Annotated in this window: 13 protein-coding genes and 1 tRNA gene; 5 read left to right on the forward strand and 9 right to left on the reverse strand. The window is 58.0% G+C overall.

The features are described from left to right. Positions 1 to 13: 13 nt before the first annotated feature. Together KFE13_RS15395 and KFE13_RS15400 are read left to right on the forward strand one after the other, a co-directional pair. Positions 14 to 940: a YihY/virulence factor BrkB family protein gene (locus KFE13_RS15395; RefSeq protein ID WP_260703998.1), complete on the forward strand. Its 927-nt coding sequence runs from the start codon at positions 14 to 16 to the stop codon at positions 938 to 940. Next, positions 927 to 3107 carry a PP2C family protein-serine/threonine phosphatase gene (locus tag KFE13_RS15400; RefSeq protein WP_260704000.1) on the forward strand — a complete coding sequence of 727 codons (2181 nt, stop codon included), beginning with the start codon at positions 927 to 929 and terminating at the stop codon, positions 3105 to 3107. Before KFE13_RS15395 ends, KFE13_RS15400 begins: the two co-directional genes overlap by 14 nt. Positions 3108 to 3566: 459 nt before the next feature. Here KFE13_RS15400 and KFE13_RS15405 read toward each other — a convergent pair whose 3' ends face one another. Beyond that, complete coding sequence (locus tag KFE13_RS15405) at positions 3567 to 4556, reverse strand: DUF3011 domain-containing protein (RefSeq protein ID WP_260704002.1); 990 nt, start codon at positions 4554 to 4556, stop codon at positions 3567 to 3569. A gap of 383 nt (positions 4557 to 4939) precedes the next feature. Beyond that, positions 4940 to 5818 (reverse strand): acyl-CoA desaturase, encoded by an 879-nt coding sequence (locus KFE13_RS15410; protein ID WP_260706981.1) that lies wholly within the window; start codon positions 5816 to 5818, stop codon positions 4940 to 4942. 687 nt (positions 5819 to 6505) lie between these two features. Here KFE13_RS15410 and KFE13_RS15415 point away from each other — a divergent pair. Continuing rightward, positions 6506 to 9673, forward strand: a complete 3168-nt coding sequence (locus tag KFE13_RS15415) for a hypothetical protein (RefSeq protein ID WP_260704005.1) — start codon at positions 6506 to 6508, stop codon at positions 9671 to 9673. Between the two features lie 17 nt (positions 9674 to 9690). Then, entirely contained in the window at positions 9691 to 10752 is a 1062-nt protein-coding gene (locus tag KFE13_RS15420; protein WP_260704006.1) for a VWA domain-containing protein, read from the forward strand. Between the two features lie 15 nt (positions 10753 to 10767). Here the strand turns inward: KFE13_RS15420 and KFE13_RS15425 are convergent, their stop codons facing one another. From KFE13_RS15425 to KFE13_RS15435, 3 genes are all read right to left on the reverse strand, one after another. Next, positions 10768 to 11727, reverse strand: a complete 960-nt coding sequence (locus KFE13_RS15425; RefSeq protein ID WP_260704008.1) for a quinone oxidoreductase family protein — start codon at positions 11725 to 11727, stop codon at positions 10768 to 10770. A 48-nt stretch (positions 11728 to 11775) separates the two neighbouring features. Further along, positions 11776 to 11931 carry a hypothetical protein gene (locus KFE13_RS15430; protein WP_260704014.1) on the reverse strand — a complete coding sequence of 52 codons (156 nt, stop codon included), beginning with the start codon at positions 11929 to 11931 and terminating at the stop codon, positions 11776 to 11778. A 144-nt stretch (positions 11932 to 12075) separates the two neighbouring features. After that, on the reverse strand, positions 12076 to 14628 hold the full coding sequence (locus KFE13_RS15435; RefSeq protein ID WP_260704016.1) for a glycoside hydrolase family 95 protein: 2553 nt from the start codon (positions 14626 to 14628) through the stop codon (positions 12076 to 12078). A 303-nt stretch (positions 14629 to 14931) separates the two neighbouring features. Between KFE13_RS15435 and KFE13_RS15440 the strand changes: the two genes are divergently transcribed. Continuing rightward, positions 14932 to 15006 (forward strand) — tRNA-Asn (locus tag KFE13_RS15440). A gap of 60 nt (positions 15007 to 15066) precedes the next feature. Here KFE13_RS15440 and KFE13_RS15445 read toward each other — a convergent pair. Genes KFE13_RS15445 through KFE13_RS15460 form a run of 4 tightly spaced genes read right to left on the reverse strand, consistent with a single transcriptional unit; the run spans position 15067 to position 17621 of the window. Beyond that, complete coding sequence (locus KFE13_RS15445; RefSeq protein WP_260704018.1) at positions 15067 to 15447, reverse strand: site-specific integrase; 381 nt, start codon at positions 15445 to 15447, stop codon at positions 15067 to 15069. A 47-nt stretch (positions 15448 to 15494) separates the two neighbouring features. Next, positions 15495 to 15773 (reverse strand): hypothetical protein, encoded by a 279-nt coding sequence (locus KFE13_RS15450; RefSeq protein ID WP_260704019.1) that lies wholly within the window; start codon positions 15771 to 15773, stop codon positions 15495 to 15497. 49 nt (positions 15774 to 15822) lie between these two features. Next, on the reverse strand, positions 15823 to 16284 hold the full coding sequence (locus tag KFE13_RS15455) for an NmrA family NAD(P)-binding protein (RefSeq protein ID WP_260704020.1): 462 nt from the start codon (positions 16282 to 16284) through the stop codon (positions 15823 to 15825). Further along, positions 16281 to 17621 (reverse strand): epoxide hydrolase family protein, encoded by a 1341-nt coding sequence (locus tag KFE13_RS15460; RefSeq protein WP_260704026.1) that lies wholly within the window; start codon positions 17619 to 17621, stop codon positions 16281 to 16283. Before KFE13_RS15460 ends, KFE13_RS15455 begins: the two co-directional genes overlap by 4 nt. Between the last annotated feature and the right edge of the window lie 5 nt (positions 17622 to 17626).

A 17626-nucleotide genomic window follows, 5' to 3' on the forward strand; every position in this document is an offset into this window, starting at 1 on the left:
TAAAGATATTCCTATGGAGGCTGTCAGGCCCGCCGTTCCGCAGTCAGGATTTATTCCCCAGGCGGTCGCTCTTTTTCGTTATATGGCTGCCACCGAAGTGCACACTTATGCGTTCAGCGTCGCGGCCAACGCTATCCTCTCGCTCTTTCCCTTTATCGTGTTGCTGTTGACCCTTAGCCGTCGCGTCTTTCACTCCCGCAACATGGAACAGGTCGTCGGAGAGAGGATGCGCGGGTTCCTTCCTCTCGGGCAGGATTTCGTCATGCGGAACATGCAGTTGCTTGCGCATCCTCGAAAAAATGTTCAGATTCTCTCGCTCGTGATGCTGCTCGTCAGCTCTACCGGCGTCTTCCTGCCGCTCGAGGTGGCCCTCAATCGAGTCTGGGGAGTAGGGAAGAACCGCAACTACCTTCATAACCAGATCGTCTCGCTGGGGCTGGCTTTTGCTGTGGGGGCGCTGGCGTTGATCTCCATTGCCCTCACCTCCAGCTCGAGCGTGGTGCTGCCAAAGCTTTTCTTCGGACATACTCAGGGTTTCGCTTATGGGCTTGTTGCGGCATGGTTTCCTAAGATTTGCGCTGCCGGGGCAAGCGTATTTCTCTTCTTTCTGATCTACTGGATTCTCCCCAACCGCAGAATACCGGCCCGGGCAGTTCTCCCTACCGCGCTCATGGCTGGTCTTCTGTGGGATGTGGCAAAGTACCTGTATGTCCGCGCGCTGCCCTGGCTGGACTTCCAGTCTGTCTACGGGCCGTTCTATATCTCGGTGGGGTTGATGATGTGGGCATTTCTTACCGGCCTGTTGCTTCTGGCTGGTGCGCACGTCTCGGCAACACGCTACACCCTGCGGCTGGCTCGGCAGGTAGAGTACGAGGAGGCACGGAAGACTCAGATGGAGGCTCAGGAGCAGGTGAAGGAGAAGCGCAATGGAGACCGCTAGCAAGTCACGCTGGTCTGAATGGCGTCCTCCATCCGGCCTTGCCGGGGCCGTCTTCTGGCTTGCCGCCTGGTTCTGTCTTCTGTTCCTGTTGCGCATGATTCCCGGATCCGTCGGGACATTTTTTACCGTGATTCAGTGGCTGGTCGGTATTGCACTTGCCGTCACGGTGATTCCCCTGACCTTCCGTTTTGTCCGTCGTCGCATGCTGTGGAGCCTGCGCAATAAGCTGGTGCTCACCTATCTGCTTATCGGACTGGCGCCTGTCGTTCTCTTTGTCGCCTTTGTCCTGATCTCTGCCTACATTGCGGCAGGACAATTTGCGATTCATCTCGCCGACTCTCGTCTGCAGGAAGAGCTGGCGCAGATGAGCAACGACAACTCCCATCGTATTGGCATGGCTGCTCAGCTGATCGAAGGCGTTCCTATTCCGTCTCCGCGAGCATCTTTCGGTACGGACCAGACAATAGTTACGACCGCGCGTCCTCGCCTGCACCGCGAAAGTGTTGTCTACGTGAACGGGGCTCCTACGCAGACTGATATTTCCACGAAGGGCAAGACTCCACTTGGCTTGCCTGCGTGGGCCGCCGAACTCAAGGGAGGACAGTTTCAGGGATTGGTCCTCGATGGTGGAGAGCTCTTTCTTACGGTGGTCAATCAACGCAAGCTCAGCGATGGGCGGCTTCTGAGTCTTGTCACCAGCCTTGAGGTCGATACTCCGGTGATGGATATGATCGCCGCCGGGCTCGGTCGCGTGCAGCTTCGTCCCGAAGACAGGCTCGGCTCAGCGGATACCAATTCAAATGCAACTCCCAATGCCTCCCGCCCGAAGAGCGTCCGGTTTCGTGCTCGCGATCAGGTCGGTAATAAAAATGCCGCTTCTGTCATGGGAGGAGAGCAGCCTCCTGCTGTCAACTGGACCGACATCCAGGTCAACTTCCTCTCCACGGTCGGTGTTACCGATTGGGACACAGGCGAGCATGACACGATTCCTATCAAGGTAGACTCTCGTCCTTCGCGCCTCTACAACCAGCTCTTCGGCGCATCGCTTGGCGGAATCGTTACGAACGTTTACCGCATTGGCCTTATCGTTCTTTGTGTCGTCTTCGGCCTTATCGAGCTGCTGGCTCTTATTATGGCCATTCGACTTAGTCGTACGATTACCACTTCCGTCGCCGACCTCTACGGCGCAACGCAGAAGATCGACAAAGGCGAGCTCGACCATCGCATTGGCGTCACTCGCGAAGACCAGCTCGCAGATTTGAGTCGCTCCTTCAATAAGATGACTGGCTCGCTGCAGCGGCTGATGCATGAGCAGAAGGAGAAAGAACGCCTTCAGAACGAGATCTCCATCGCGCAGGAGGTGCAGGCCAACCTGTTTCCACGCCAGATCACCAGTCTTCCCACGCTGGAACTGCATGGTATTTGCCGGCCAGCACGTTCTGTCTCCGGTGACTACTACGACTTTCTTGTCTTCCATGAAGCTGCGCACAATGGTCATTACAATCGTCGCGAGACCGGTGTTGGCATCGCGATTGGAGACATCAGCGGAAAGGGAATTTCTGCGGCGCTGCTGATGGCCACGTTGCACTCTGCGGTTCGCGCTTACCGCTTTGCCAGCGAGGAGCTGGTTTTTAGCGAGTCGGTTGTCGACGGGTTGCTGGCGAGCCGCGATGAGCGCGGAGGTGATTGTGACGAGCTGTTTCAGTCGCCGGGCAGAATTCTCTCGCTGCTGAATCGGCATCTTTATCGGAGTACGCAGCCGGAAAAGTATGCGACGCTTTTCCTTGCTCACTACGATGCGGGGAACTCTACGCTTACTTATTCCAATGCGGGTCAGCTTCCTCCGCTGGTGCTTGGCAGAGATGGTACTGTTCGCCGTCTGGATCGCGGTGGAACTGTCGTTGGCCTGATGGACGGAATGCGTTATGAGGAAGATCGCTTCAAGATGCGTTCCGGAGACATTCTGGTGGCTTATTCGGACGGTGTAACGGAGCCCGAAAACGACTTTGGCGAGTTTGGGGAAGAGCGTTTGATGGAGGTCGTCAGCCGATATCGCGACCAGCCGTTGCACGTCATTTCGAACCAGGTGATGCAGGCGCTCGACGCATGGATCGGGGCGGATGAGCAGCCGGACGACATCACCCTTGTCCTCGCCCGCCAGGTCTGACCCCCCTCCCCCCCCTGGCTTTTTCATAACCCTTTTCTATTCAGTAATTTGCCGTATTTTGTGTGCGCAAAATATTGAATGCAGGGGAGTTAAGTATCAAAATCCTGAATCTAAAACAGTTAGCCCCGGCAAGAAGCCGGGGCTATTTCGTACTGATTTAAGTGTAGCAAAGTGCAGGGAATGAATCGGCAACTTTATTTGATGATTAATTGCTTTGGAATGATAGGGGAGTTAAGTATCAAAATCCTGAATCTAAAACAGTTAGCCCCGGCAAGAAGCCGGGGCTATTTCGTACTGATTTAAGTGTAGCAAAGTGCAGGGAATGAATCGGCAACTTTATTTGATGATTAATTGCTTTGGAATGATAGAGATGCGATTTTTAAGGGGCTTGACAGGAGCTTTTGCCCCAGAATCCGAGCCAACCGGGCTTCGGGATCGAAGCCCGGTTGGCTGCCGAGATCAGCGTGTGGTCTGAAAGTCGGCGCGGCAGCCCTTGTCGACCCAAACCTGATTGTTGTTCCAGCCCCAGGTCTGGTTCTGGATGCAGGGTGAGCCGCTGCGCTGGTTCGTGAGAACGACATTGCGCGGGTTCGTTCCATTGGGGAAGTTGCAGAAGCGGCGTCCGCCGTCGTCGGAGGAGCAGGTAATGTTGACGCCGGCACCGTTCTTCCAACCGTTGCCGAATCCCCATCCATTCCCATTTCCATTCCCGTTGCCATTTCCGTTGCCTACGGAGAAGTCGGCACGGCAACCTTTGTCGACCCAGATCTGGTTGTTGTTCCAGCCCCAGGTCTGTCCCTGGATGCAAGGCGAGCCGCTGCGTTGATTGACCATCTGGACGCCGCCGCGTGTATTGGCGCTGCAATAGTTGCGTCGACCATCGTCGGAAGAGCAGGTGATGGTCTGGCCGTTGTTGCCGCCGCCATTCCAGCCACCACCGTTCCAACCGCCGCCGTTATTTCCATTGCCTACAGAGAAGTCGGCGCGGCAGCCTTTGTCGACCCAGATCTGGTTGTTGTTCCAGCCCCAGGTCTGCCCTTGAATACAAGGTGAACCGCTGCGCTGATTGACCATCTGGACGCCACCGCGTGTATTGGCATTACAGTAGTTTCGTTTGCCGTCGTCGGAGGAACAGGTGATGGTCTGGCCGTTATTGCCGCCGCCATTCCAGCCGCCACCGTTATTGCCTACAGCGAAGTCGGCGCGGCAGCCTTTGTCGACCCAGATCTGATTGTTGTTCCAACCCCAGGTCTGTCCCTGGATGCAGGGTGAGCCGCTGCGCTGGTTGATCATCTGCACACCGCCACGCGTATTAGCGCTGCAATAGTTGCGTTTGCCGTCGTCGGAGGAACAGGTGATGGTCTGGCCATGCGCGGGAATGCTGCTGAGGACAGCGAGAGCCAGAAGGGAAAAGATGAAGGTGGACAGGAACCGCAGATTCGAACGCATAACGCCTCTTTCGTGGTTAATAGTGCACAGCAAATGAGACAGGGCCTGTGACCAGCCACTGAAACATACGCTTTTGGCTGGGCACTGTCGAGTGGGATGCAGGTTGGCGGGAGGAGGTATATATCGGCAAATGCGCATTTTATTGCGCATAGGAAGAGGACGTTAAATGCAGAGGGCGCGGATGGATTCCGCGCCCTCTGAGGCTTTATTGGCTGGGATGCAAAATGCGGGGTTCCTCGCTTCGCTCGGAATGACACCCTCATCTGCTATAGCTACCCGTATCTTCTACCGTTCGTATCTTCTATAGCTAGCCGTTTGTATCTTCCACCGTTTATATCTTCTGAAGCCGTTTGTATCTTTCGTCTATATCGCTTGTATCTTCCCTACATTCCGGCAGGCTTTGGATTGGCCGGATCGAACTTTGCGATCTGGATCTTTTTGGCGAGCCCGAGCTTGGACATGACCCAGATGCCGTAGTAGTTGATGTCGAACTCGTACCAGGCGAGTCCGTGACGCGCGCTGACGGGGTGGGCATGGTGGTTGTTGTGCCAGCCTTCGCCGCCGGTGAGAATGGCGACCCACCAGGAGTTGCGGGAGTCGTCGTGGGTTTCGAAGCGGCGCGAGCCCCAGAGGTGTGTGGCTGAGTTGACGAGCCAGGTGGCGTGCAGGCCGAGGGTGGTACGGAGGAAGGTTCCCCAGAGAACCATGCCGAGGGCTCCGACGACGCGGTGGCCGGGCGCCGCGAGAGCAGCGCCGAGGGCGATCTGAAGGAAGCCGGCGACGGTCAGCGGCAGCCAGTGGAACTTGGAGAGCCAGACGTGCATGGGATCGCGGGTGAGGTCGGGAGCGTAGCGGCCGAGGAGAGCGGTTTCGGAGTGCAGAGCGCGGCCGGAGATGATCCAGCCGGCGTGTGCCCACCAGGTGCCGTCGTGCGGGGTGTGCGGGTCGCCGTCGTGGTCGGAGTTCTGATGATGGACGCGGTGGGTGGCGACCCAGAAGATCGGTCCTCCCTCGAGCGCCATGGTGCCGCAGGCGGTGAGGAAGTATTCCATCCAGCGGGGGGTCTTATAGCCGCGGTGCGTGAGCAGGCGGTGATAGCACATGCCGATGCCGACATTGATTGCGAAGAAGTACATGACGACGGCGACAGCGAGATTGGTCCAGGAGAAGAAGAACAGCGCGGCGATGGCTCCGACGTGGAAGAGGCCCATGGCGATGGCGGTGATCCAGTTGATACGGCCTTCCTGGTGCTCGCGTCCCATGCGGAGGTCTTCGCGGACCTTGCGGCGTGTGCGTTCGGCGGCAGAAGTTGTGGTCTGCGTTAGATCGATGGCGGGATTCGCCTGGGAGATTTCTTCAGGGGTGATGAGGGAGGGGCTCATGTGTCTTTGTCCGCTTCCTTGGAGCGTCTATCCTGAAGCTAACAGCGGTGCGGCCGGAGTGGGTGTAAGACTTTTGTAATGGCTGATGGCGTTCGATTTACAGGCTGGGATGAGGCCAGAGTTGTATTGCGCGGCGGGGCGAAGCTGTGCGCTGGGAGGGAGAGGAACGCGGGCCGTGGGCGAGGGCGGAGGGCTGAGTTTTGAGGGCGGCTGGAAGCGCAACGAATCCGGTGCGATCTGCCATCTTACGGAGTGCGGAATGCGGCATTTGAGGACGTAGAGCAATGCAGTCGCGTTTCCCGAAGCGCATTTTTTTTATATTTTCTTGACATTCTTCCTGCAAAACCTCTGGTGCGGAGCACGGGGTTTCTATATAGTTGTCGGGCAAAACAAAACCACGGGACATGAATTTCGAGGCGCGGTTCAAGGCTGGAGTTAGGGTTGCTTGCCCTTTTTTCCGGGGTCGCTTCGGCCTGGTTGGACAGAGACAGAGGTTGTAAGAATCATGCCTCGATAAGTCGGCATGGAAGTGCCGCAGGTCTCAAGGGTTCTGACGAGGTGTGTGCGATGAAGTCCCTTCTTCGTTCTCTCGCAGTCCTTTCAGCAGGCATGTTCTGCCTGCTCTCCTGCTCGCGTGTGGCCTGGACGCAGACGAGCTCCACGACGTCAACTCATCGCATTCCGAAGGCTGTGCCGGCGGGCCGGTCGGTGTCGCGTGCGACGGATGGCATTCTGATTCCTGGGCCGCTGCGGTCGTTTCTGCGCATGGCGGGCATCAGCCAGAAGATCTCTCCAGACGATGTGCTGCCGCTGCTTGCACGCAATGTGTATATGCAGGGATATACACGTGCGCAGCCTACGGAGTTTCTGTTGCTGGTTGAGCGTTATGTGCAGCAGGCGCGTGAGCTGCAGATTCTGGCAGGTTCGCAGGGCACGATACACGTGAAGGGCTGCGAGGATGTGGGCACGCTGGTGCAGATACTGGGCTATCGGGTGACGGGAAACTGTCAGCAGAAGAGCCTGACGCTGGCGACGTCGAATCCGGATAGAGCGTTTCTGACGATCGATTCGGGATTTCCGCTGGTGACGCTGGAGGAGTCGCTACAGAAGGGCGTGCCGTTCGACTATGTCTATCCGTCGACGAAGGTGCCGGTGCTGCTGCATGAGTCGGACTGGCTGAGCATCAGCAGGAAAAAAACGTCGAGCGACCTGATTGATCTGTTGATGCGTGAGCCCGAGGTGGCGCGGTTGTACTGGGCGATGGCGCGCAACGATAGCGAGACGAACGATGCGCTGGCCAGGTCGGCAGGGTTGTACAAGCTGTCGTTGTCTGCGCCGGTGCTGGATTTTTACGGTAGCCAGATTGTGATTCGTTCGGGGAAGGTGCTGGTTCCGGGAGGAGATGCGGCGGAGCCGGTATGGAAGGAGCTGGTGGGAGCGAGCCCGGAGGCTTCGGGGGATTTTGTCCTGAAGCTGATCACGAAGGACAATGGCTGGCTGGCTGCGTATTTTGACGCGCTGGCGCGGGTGAATCAGAGACAGCGCGAGCACCTTACAGAGCCTGGGCGTTTGAAGCATGTGTATGAGGCGTTTCGTTCGCCGGACATCGACCCGGGTGCAACGGCGAGCGTGTTTCGTAGAGCGCCCGGGCTGCTCGTGCTGTTTACGCGGGTGGGATGGGATGCTGATGGACAGCCGCATGTGCCTGGTGGTGTGGCGGTGTGGAAGGACATCCTGAATCAGAAGAGTGATTCGAAGCTGGTGCATACGTGGGCGAAGAGGTCGCATAACTGGACGACGGGCGATCAGGTGCTGGAAGCGATGGCCTCGCTGTCGAGGCTGGAGTCGGATACGGGGCCTCTGCAGAGCTATCTGACGATGTCGGAGATCGATGCGGGGCGTCCGGCGGAGAGGAGGCTTTCGGCGGAGACGGTGCGGCTGCTGGCGAGCCGGTTCCAGCGATTTGGAAGCTGGTACATGCTGTTCTCGGAGTTTCCGGAGCTGACGGATGAGTCGATCACGCGATTTATGAATGTTGCCGATGCGATTGGAGGCATCTCGAATCAGACGTTGCGCGGCAATGCCGTAGGAGCATTCCAGGCGAATGTCGGGCTGTGGCAGATTATGGCGCGGCAGGGTGAGATTCCGAAGGCCGAGCTGAACAGCTCGTGGCAGAGCATGGTGGGACCGTTCGCGCAGATTGGATCGCCGTCGCAGTTGTTTGATGTGACGCGGGCTTCGCTGAGCAATCTGCTGGTGGCAGCGGCAGGCAAGCCGACAGTGACACAAGATGAGGTGGTGGAACTGCTGGCAGGGCCTGTGCAGCAGGGAGCTGAGGCGCAACGAACGCATCAGGAGATCGCGGATCGTATTCGCAACGTGCTTGAGGACCAGCGGCTGGTGTCGCTGGATACGCTGTTTGGTTTGGGCGATGGGTTTAGCGCCATGGCGGGCGGAGCGCCTGCTCCGGCGAACATGCTGGCTTTGGCCGGCGGGTTGCGCGAGTTTGAGATGCCGCGGCCGATCTTTACGAACAACGAGAAGATCACGTGGGCTCCAGGTGTTTATACGACGCATCATGCCGAGCTGCAGATCAAGACGGATCTGACGAAGATCATCAAGAGCTCCGGCAATAAGGCACAACTGGATGCGGCGCGAGGACAGCTGACACCGTTTTTGCGCGACACGCTGGTAGGGCTGAACTATGCATACTACGAGCCGCCCGGCGCGCAGGTGCTGCATAACAATTCTCTCTTTGTGCGATCGCACGATTTTTCGGGAATTTCTGTCGTGACTTCAGAGCGGTACTGGCAGGCTCCAGAGCTGATGGGGGTAGGTACGCCAGCAGGCGGAGGCGCGTACCTGATGGGTTCGCTGGCCGACCTGCCGTATGCGTTGGCATCGACGGAGCAGGACTTTATCGCTCCGGAAAATGTGCAGGCGTTGATATGGAAGGAACTGGTGCCAGACCTGATGGTTTCGGCAACGGTGCCGCGATGGTGGAGTGTGACGCCGAGCGAGCTGCATGCAGTAGCGCTGTATCAGCGATCGGGCGAGGAGCTGCTGTCTGCTGCGGCTGCGAATGCGGAACTGCGCGGGCAGGTGACGACCATCCTCGCGGACAGAATGGCTCCGCAGCGTCTTGAGGCGCTGAACCAATCGCTGGCGGATGGTGAGGATGCGGTGGCGGTGTTGTCGCAGACCATGCCTGCAGACACGTTCTATCTGGCAGCAGAGTTCCGGCGGCGGTATCCGGCACAGGCAGCGTCGTACGGTACAGCGAGTAAGCAGTTGGAAGCGTTGCGAATGCAGGACCCGGAGGAGACTTCGCCGGAGAGACTGGCGCGCGATTTTGGCGTGCCGCATCCGGTACTGACGCGCAGCTATGCGTCGGAGCTGCTTTATGTGAAGCCGTTCCCATCGTTTGGCGGAGAGTCGAGCCGGCTGTTTGGCGAATCGTGGGAGTCAAACAATCTTTACTGGGCACGGCTGGTGGATGAGAAGGGATATGCACCGGCGACGCTGAATCATCTGGTGCCGGAGCTGACGCGGAGGATGACGGCGAAGATCTTTGCCACTGATCTTGAAGACTGGCCAGCGTTGAATCGAGCGATGCACGAGGCAGGGGACGAGTTTCTGCAAGGCAAGATCGCTCCGCTGCCGACTACTACGAATTCGGCATTACGCAGCACAGAAGAGATGCGGCCCGAGTCCGCGATTGGAGGAGTACGGTGAGAAAATCTGCTTTCCCTATGCTTCTATTGTTATCCCTGGTGTTGCTGAGCGGACCGCGGAGAACTGCGGCGCAGGATGATTCGCGCATCACGGTCAACGTTGTGCTGGTTCAGTTGAACATTGCCGTCACCGATCGGAAAGGAAACTATGTGACCGGGCTGAAGCCGGAGGATTTTGTCATTACGGAAGACAAAATTCCGGAGAAGATCGCGACGTTTGAAGAGGGCAATGAGCCGACGACGCGTTTGGTGATGAGCGGACCGGAGGGCAGGATGATCTCGCAGCCGGTTATTCCGGAGTCCGTAAGACAGAGTGAGAATGGAACGGCGGTCACGACTGGGTCGGGGCAGGGGATTACGGGTGCGAACGTGTTTATTCTGTTCGACACGAGCAACTATATGTATCGCGGCTTTGTGTTTGCGCAGGATTCGATTGCAGATTTCATCCGTTCGCTGGAAGGCGTAAGCAGCGTGGCTTTTTATTCGTACAGCCGCGATCTATCGCGTGCCGTTCCGCTAACGCCGGAGCGACAGACGGTGCTGCGGGGTGTGCGGAGCACGGTGGCGGGAGATGATGCTGCACTTTACAACAGTCTTTTGCTTACGGTGAAGGATGCGGCGCGCTTGACGGGCCGCAAGGCGATCGTGGTGTTTTCGAACGGGCCCGACAATGCGAGCCTGGTGCCGCCGGAGGATGTCGCGGAGCTGGCGCAATCAACGGGGACGATCATTTATATGATCAGCACGCGGGATGCGCAGGCCGAGCCGATCTCGACGGCGGTCTTCGAGCGCATGAGCAAGGCGACGGGAGGCAAGGCATATTTCGCGAAGAGCTGGAAGGATGAGAAGGACGCCTTTGCATCGATTCGCGAGGATCTGGCGCATCTGTATTCGCTGAGCTATTATCCGGCGGCGAATCCGAACCGTGGGTGGCGAAGCATCTCGGTGAAGCTGGTGGGCGAGGCTGCGCAGAAGTATCGCATTCGTACGAGAGATGGGTATCGCGTGCTGAAACCGGCGCAGGTTGCGACGGCGGGACCGGCTCCGGTGGCGGCTTCGTCGGAGGGGATCCCGCAGTAGCAGGTGAGGAAGGCGTCAGGGTTGAAAGATGAGGCGAGTGTGCTCGCCTGAAGTATTCCAGAGCGCTTCGACATCTTTGAGTGCGACGGGCCGAATGTTTGCCTGAAAGGGCTGCGCTGCCGAAGCCGCGAAAAATTCGGCGAGAGAACGAAAGATTTCTTCCATAGAAGCGCTGCCGAAGCCGCTGCCAAGAAGCTCGAGCCCGGAGCTGCGCAGTGTTGCCGCAGGCAATGTGATGGTAGGGCCAGCGCTGCCGCCGATCTGAACGTAACGCACACGCGGGGCGCTGTGCTGCAGGCCCTTACGCGCGATGGCTTCCAAGACGGCTTCTGCGGGTTCTCCCCAGAGATAATCGAGGACGATGTCGATTCCTGTTTCGGTCCACTCTTTGCGCAGAGCCTCGATGAGGGCGTTGCGATCCTGTTGCAGCGAGATTACGGAGTCGGCGCCGAGGGAATGCAGCGCATCGAAATTGACGTTGCGTCCCACGGCGACGATGTGGCGTGCACCGAGGCGCTTCGCGATCTGGATGGCCAGTTGGCCGGCAGAGCCGGTTGCGCCGAGGATAAGAACACTTTCGCCGGAAATAAACTTTGCTCGTTCTTTGAGAGCTACCCAGGAGGACATTCCCGGGTTAGCGGTTGCGGCAACGACATTGCTGTCGCAACTGCCGGGCAGGGGAACCAGAAAATCTTTGCGCGTCACGGTGCGCTCGGCAAAGGAGCCAAAGGGGCTGCGTGCCACGCCGAAGTAGACGCGAGTGCCGTCCTCAAGATGGCCTACGCCATCTACGCCGGGGACGAAGGGAAGTACACCGGTGCTGCCATAGTGGCTTCCGTTTGCGAGCGATTTAACGATGGGGTGAAGGCCGGCAGCGACGACACGAACGATGAGCTCGCCTTCTGCGGCAGTGGGATCGTTGAAGGTGGTATAGCGTGGCGGCGTGCTGAAGGATTCGACGACGGCTGCGTTCACTGGAAGGCTCTCCCTTGAGACATCTTCTGATGTCGTAGAGCCTGCAGTCTACTCGCCTTCTGTGAAGTAGCAGCGCAGGAGGCCGCAGGCGACGGCCATGAGAGCTCCGACCAGCATCAGGATGGGAGCGAGAGATGCCTTCTCGATGATGTACGGGAGCAGGAAGAGGGCTACGCCTGCATACATCAGGACCGTCAGAAGCATTCTTGCTGTTTGGCGATGCACGCCGTCGGGCTCCCGAGTCATATTCGGAGTCATCCGAGGATGAAAACTCCGTCCGGACATATATACCCGTAAGGTTTGACGTATCGCAAGATGGTTTTGCGCGAACGGCGGTTGGCTGGTGCGTCAGGCAAACCGGACGGTGAAGGTTTCGCCGGCGCGCATGGGAAGAATGAGCTCGCCGGGGTTCTCGCTGGGTATGGGTTGGGTGGTGGTAGGCGAGATGGAGGCGATGTGCTGTCCCTTTGGAGCCAGAATGTGGTGGGTGAGGTCGAGGCGTGCGCGCAGGGTGGCCACAGTCGCTTTGCCGTTCTCCCATTCGAGGTCGATCTCAAGGCCGCCGCGTGCGCGCAGGCCGCGGAAGGTGCCGGTGCTCCAGGCTTTAGGGAGTGCGGGCAAAAGTCGGATGATGTTTGCCGGAGACTCTACACCGCGCTGCATGGAGTTGCCTGATCCTCCAGCATGCGATTGGAGGAGCATTTCGACCATGCCTGTCGGGCCGCCGAGGTTGCCGTCTATCTGGAAGGGGGAGTTTGGTTTCACCCCGCAGATGTCGAAGAGATTGCCGCGCGTGGAATCGGCGAGGAGACGCGTAAGGCTTTCGTAAGCGGCTTCGCCGTCTTCGAGGCGAGCCATGCAGCAAACGATCCATGCACGAGACCAGCCGGTGCTTCCACCACCAGCGGCGAGTCTGCGATCAAGCGTGACACGTGCGGCCTTTGCCAGCTCCGGTGTTCGATGCGGCGTGATCTGGTCTTCGGGGAAGAGCGCGAAGAGGTGAGAGATGTGGCGGTGGCCGGGCTCGTTTTCTGCGTAGTCGGCCTGCCACTCCTGAAGATTGCCAGCCTTGCCGATCTGAAAGGGAGGGAGCTTGATGAGGGCGAGGCGCGCGCGGTTGTGCAACTCGGCGTCGGCGGTAGCATCCCACTCTGGCGTGGTAGCCAGGACAGAGGCGGCTTGCAGAAGACGTGTGAGTACGGCACGCACGATCTCGATATCCATCGTGGGAGCCATGCAGACATTGTGCGCTGTGCCGTCGGGCAGTTTGTACTTGTTCTCGGGCGAGCAGGATGGGCCCGTCACAAATTTTTCGGTGGCAGGGTCGGTGACCATGTAGTCGAGAAGAAAGAGAGCATTCTCTCGGAGGACAGGGTAGCCGCGTTCGCGCAGGAAGGTGGCATTGCCGGTGTAGTCGTAGTGGTCCCACAGATGCAGCGAGAGCCAGGCGGCGCCCATGGGCCATACGCCTCCGCCGAGAGCATCGACGGGGACGCAGTCTCCCCACACGTCGGTGTTGTGATGGGTGACCATGCCGCGTGCGTTGTAGTAGTGCTGCGCTGTGGTGCGGCCGGGAGTTCGTGTGTGGTCGATGAGATCGAAGAGCGGCGCATGGAGCTCGGAGAGATTTGCTCGCTCGGCCAGCCAGTAGATCATCTGAATATTGATGTTGATGGTGTACTTCGATCCCCAGGGCGGATCGACCGATTCGTTCCAGATGCCTTGCAGATTGGCGGCTATCGTTCCGGTACGGGAGCTGCCGATCAGCATGTAGCGGCCGAACTGGAAGTAGATGCCAAGTAGTCCCAGGTCTTCGCCACCGGCTTTGATTTTGGCGAGGCGTTTGTCCGTTGCGATGCCGGCATTCGGATCGGCAGCTGGATTGGTGCTTCCGATCGTGATCGAGGCACGACGGAAAAGACGCTGATGATCGGCGATGTGCCGCGCGCGCAGGTCGGCATACGGTCTGGCCGCGGCACCGAGAAGATTGTTGGTGACAGCCTGGTGCATGGCAGCTTCGCCTGCCTGATAACGCAGGTTTGTCGCGCAGTCGATGAAGAGCGTGACCGCCGTTGCTTTGGAGACGGTGAGTGCACCTTCCTGTGTGGAGGTGGTTCCGTCGGTGGAGACGGCCAGTAGCTCGGCATAATATTTGACGCCAACTTGCCGCTCTTTAATGGGAAGTCCCGGGTTGTCGTTGACGGGAAGCGCTTCGCCGGAGAGTGTCAGGCGATTTTGTGCAATGGCCGCGGTCTTGAAGTTGGCAGGTCGATCCAACGTTGCGCGGAAGCTGATCTTACCGGGGCGGCTGGCGGTGAGGCGGATGACGATAGCTTGATCGGGCTGCGAGGCGAAGACCTCGCGACGGTAGTTGACGTCTTGATGCGTGAAGGTGGTTGTGACGATGGCGGTGTCGAGGTTTAGCTCAAGCCGATAGTTGGCGGTGTCGGTTATATCGCCGAAGTCGAGATGAAGATCACCGAGCGTCTGATAGCAGGGAAGACGTCGTGGAACAGCGAGGAAGTCTGTGAGAACCAATGCCTCGGCTTCAGCGATGCGGCCTGCAAAGAGGAGCTGGCGCATCTTCTGGACAGTGATATTGCCGACGGGGTTATTGCGATCGCGCACCTCGCCGTCCCAGATGGACTCTTCGTTGAGCTGAATGCGCTCCTTGCCGGGCTGGCCAAAAACGCAGGCTCCGAGACGTCCGTTTCCGACGGGCAGAGAGTCTGGCCAGGATGCGGCGGGTTGATCGAAGAAGAGTTTGTATGGAGTGGACTCATCCTCTGTTGCCTGACCCTGCGCGGCCTGCATCGCCCAGCCCAGTGCGCCGGGCTGCGTGGCAGCAGCCGCTGCGGCGGAGGTCGCCAGAAATCGGCGACGGGTGGTGAGGTTCTGCATGATTCAAGCTCCTGAAGTTGGATCCGGTGACGTGCTTCCGGATGATATCTGCAAGTAATGATAGAGCCAGCAAGTGGAGACAGCTCTGAAGATCATAAGCAGACTGCACGGATCATTCTAGGCTGAGTGCGTGCTTTTCAAGATTTTTACTGTCGAAAGTAAAATATCAAATGTGGAATTCTGCTGTCGTGAATGTTACTGATCCTAACCATCGGGAAGGCTTGTGATGTTTTGACCGTAAGGCAGCAATTTGCTATAACTGAATACATCGTAGCGCGTTTCCTCAACGGGCTCTAAAGATGTTCCTGAGTAGCTCAATGGCAGAGCATTCGGCTGTTAACCGAAGGGTTGTAGGTTCGAGTCCTACCTCAGGAGCCAAATAAATCAAGCAATTACAAAACCTCCTCTCCTAGACTTCACCAAATTTCACCAAATTGCTTACGCACCTCGCGATGGAACAGGGAGTAGTCTTATATTCCGCCCTGTCAAGCCCATCGCTCCGACTGCCGGAGACCAGCCTTCCAGCACCGTCGTCGCGTGAGAGTTCACAGCGCGCATCACGTTCTCTTCAACCACCTGCACATACACATTGCCAGTGGTTGTGATGCTCGCGTGACGGAGAGCGCCTTGCGTATCCTTGAGCGTCCCGTGGCCTGAAAGATGGGTGCCCAAGGAACGCCGCATGACCTGAAAGGTCACGAGGTGTTTGGGAATCCCCAGCCTGGCTGCAATCGGACGAACCCGCCAGTTGAGGAAGTTCTTGGCGTGGCGGGGAACGGGTTGTCCTTTTCGCTCGCCGCGTCCGAAGGTCGGAAACATGAGCGCCTCCGGAGACGGATCTGGACAAATCTTTCGCCACGCTTCGATCACCGGTCGTACAGGTTCAGGAACGGCGATCGAGCTCGACTTGCCCTCGTCTTCGTTCGCCCTTCGTAGAGCTGCCCTTCGACAGCAATGCCGTAGGGCATGAGCGAGACACCCGTCCAGGACTTCCATTGCAATGCCATAGCCTCGCTGGCGCGCGGTCCGCTGAAGATGCCAACCAACATAAGACATAGATCACCGAGGTCTCCGATCGCACCCAACAACAAGAGCATCAGGTCGACCGTTAACACCGGCTTCTCTGAAATCTTTGTTATCGGCATGACGACATCTTCTCCCGGGTCCTCAGCCAGGAATTTCTGCTACAGCGACTTAGTTCCACTGATCAAAGGGATGACGATACTCTTGGCTGATGGTTGATCCGGATCGGAATAGATACTCCTGTACTGTTGTGTGATATCTCTTTATCTCGCGTGTTCTCTCTTCATCTGCAAGGATGCGGATTGCGCCGATCTCCCACCTGGCTAACGCGACCCTTGCCCAATATTGGTCGATTGCCCGGTGCATGGAATCGAGATCGAGCAGACTGCCGACCACCACTTCCGCCCCCATGTCGCGCAACACCTGCGCGCGTTCGTCTTCAGTTCGCACCATCGCTCGTACCATCTGGCCTTGCCTCAACAGCAGCTCGGTGATCGTGCGCCCTACGCCGCCGATGCGTCCTGCCGCACCGGTAACTAAGATTGGACTTGCCATCTTTATCTCTCCCATGTGTTCACTTGAAATCTGATAAGGATTCCGGTTAATTACGTGACAGCCCATGGCTACCTTCACGCTTTGCTTCGCAATGATCTGAAGCCGGCGCGTAACTCTTCTGAATAGAGCGTCGGCTGTTCCCAGGCCGCAAAGTGCCCTCCTTTGGGAAGCTTATTGTAGTGAATGAGCTTGGGGTACGCTTTCTCCGCCCAGCTGCGCGGAGCGGTATAAATCTCGTCCGGAAAGGCACTGACGGCAACGGAAACGGTGGCACCCTTGACGTCGAAAAACCCTTTCTTCGCCGTGGAGCTATAGTCCCAATAAGATCGCGCCGCAGATACCGCCGTGTTCGTCAGCCAATAGAGCGTGATGTTGTCGAGGATGTCGTCTCGCGTCAGACCTTCGGTTTTTCCGTCGAAGGCGCGCGTAATAAGCTCCTCGCTGCGTGCATCGTGATCGATCATCCAGGCTGCAAGTCCAATAGGCGAATCCATAAGACCGTAGAGCGTCTGGGGACGGTTGCTCATCTCGATGGCGTAACCGAGTCCTTTCTTGTAGAAGAAGTCGAGCTGGTCCCAGGCGTGCCGTTCTTCGGTAGATAAGCCAGCCGGCGCTGGTTCATGGTTATTGAGTGCTCTGGCAATGTCGGCCGGAACCGTCCCGGGCATGTTTGAGTGAAGGCCAAGCAGTTCCGGAGGTGCCTGCACGCCAAATTCGTCGGCGACCTGCGCCCCCACATCGCCGCCTGCAGCAACAAAGTGCGTATATCCCAGACGCTTCATTAACGTCGTCCAAGCGCGCACAATGTGGGCGATGTCCCAACCCGTAGTCGTCGGCTTGCCCGAGAATCCGTAGCCGGGCAGCGACGGAATCACAACGTCGAATGCATCGGATGCGCTGCCGCCATGGGCGGTCGGATTCGTAAGCGGATCAATGATCTTCAGCTGCTCGATGATTGAGCCGGGCCACCCGTGCGTGACGATGAGTGGCAACGCATTTTCATGTTTCGAGCGAACGTGAATGAAATGAATGTCGAGGCCATCGATCTCGGTGATGAACTGCGGCAGTGTGTTCAATCTTGCTTCGACCTTGCGCCAGTCGTACTCATCTGCCCAATACTGCGCGACCCTCTGCATGGTGTGAAGCTGGACGCCTTGCGACGCATCGGCGACACGTTCCTGCTCAGGCCACCGAGCCGCTTGAATGCGCCGGCGCAGTTCCGTAAGTTCCGCTTCCGGAACGTTCACATGAAACGGGCGAATTGCAATATCTCCGATCTGGCCCGTGTGGGCAGCGATCGGTTGGGAGTCTGCGAATGCCTTGCCGATCATTACCTGACTAAACGTAGCTCCCAGACTCAGCATTGAGCTGGTCTTGAGAAAGTGACGGCGTGATTTGTTGCTTAGTTCTTCCATAACGG

Origin of the sequence: Edaphobacter flagellatus (assembly GCF_025264665.1) — a bacterium.
Lineage (GTDB): Bacteria > Acidobacteriota > Terriglobia > Terriglobales > Acidobacteriaceae > Edaphobacter > Edaphobacter flagellatus.

Bases quoted from the DNA above. Each gene is read 5' to 3' on its own strand.
- KFE13_RS15395 (WP_260703998.1), top strand. From the start codon at position 14: ATGGAGGCTGTCAGGCCCGCCGTTCCGCAGTCAGGATTTATTCCCCAG.
- KFE13_RS15400 (WP_260704000.1), top strand. From the start codon at position 927: ATGGAGACCGCTAGCAAGTCACGCTGGTCTGAATGGCGTCCTCCATCC.
- KFE13_RS15405 (WP_260704002.1), bottom strand. From the start codon at position 4,556: ATGCGTTCGAATCTGCGGTTCCTGTCCACCTTCATCTTTTCCCTTCTG.
- KFE13_RS15410 (WP_260706981.1), bottom strand. From the start codon at position 5,818: ATGGGACGCGAGCACCAGGAAGGCCGTATCAACTGGATCACCGCCATC.
- KFE13_RS15415 (WP_260704005.1), top strand. From the start codon at position 6,506: ATGAAGTCCCTTCTTCGTTCTCTCGCAGTCCTTTCAGCAGGCATGTTC.
- KFE13_RS15420 (WP_260704006.1), top strand. From the start codon at position 9,691: ATGCTTCTATTGTTATCCCTGGTGTTGCTGAGCGGACCGCGGAGAACT.
- KFE13_RS15430 (WP_260704014.1), bottom strand. From the start codon at position 11,931: ATGCTTCTGACGGTCCTGATGTATGCAGGCGTAGCCCTCTTCCTGCTC.
- KFE13_RS15435 (WP_260704016.1), bottom strand. From the start codon at position 14,628: ATGCAGAACCTCACCACCCGTCGCCGATTTCTGGCGACCTCCGCCGCA.
- KFE13_RS15445 (WP_260704018.1), bottom strand. From the start codon at position 15,447: ATGTTTCCGACCTTCGGACGCGGCGAGCGAAAAGGACAACCCGTTCCC.
- KFE13_RS15450 (WP_260704019.1), bottom strand. From the start codon at position 15,773: ATGCCGATAACAAAGATTTCAGAGAAGCCGGTGTTAACGGTCGACCTG.
- KFE13_RS15460 (WP_260704026.1), bottom strand. From the start codon at position 17,621: ATGGAAGAACTAAGCAACAAATCACGCCGTCACTTTCTCAAGACCAGC.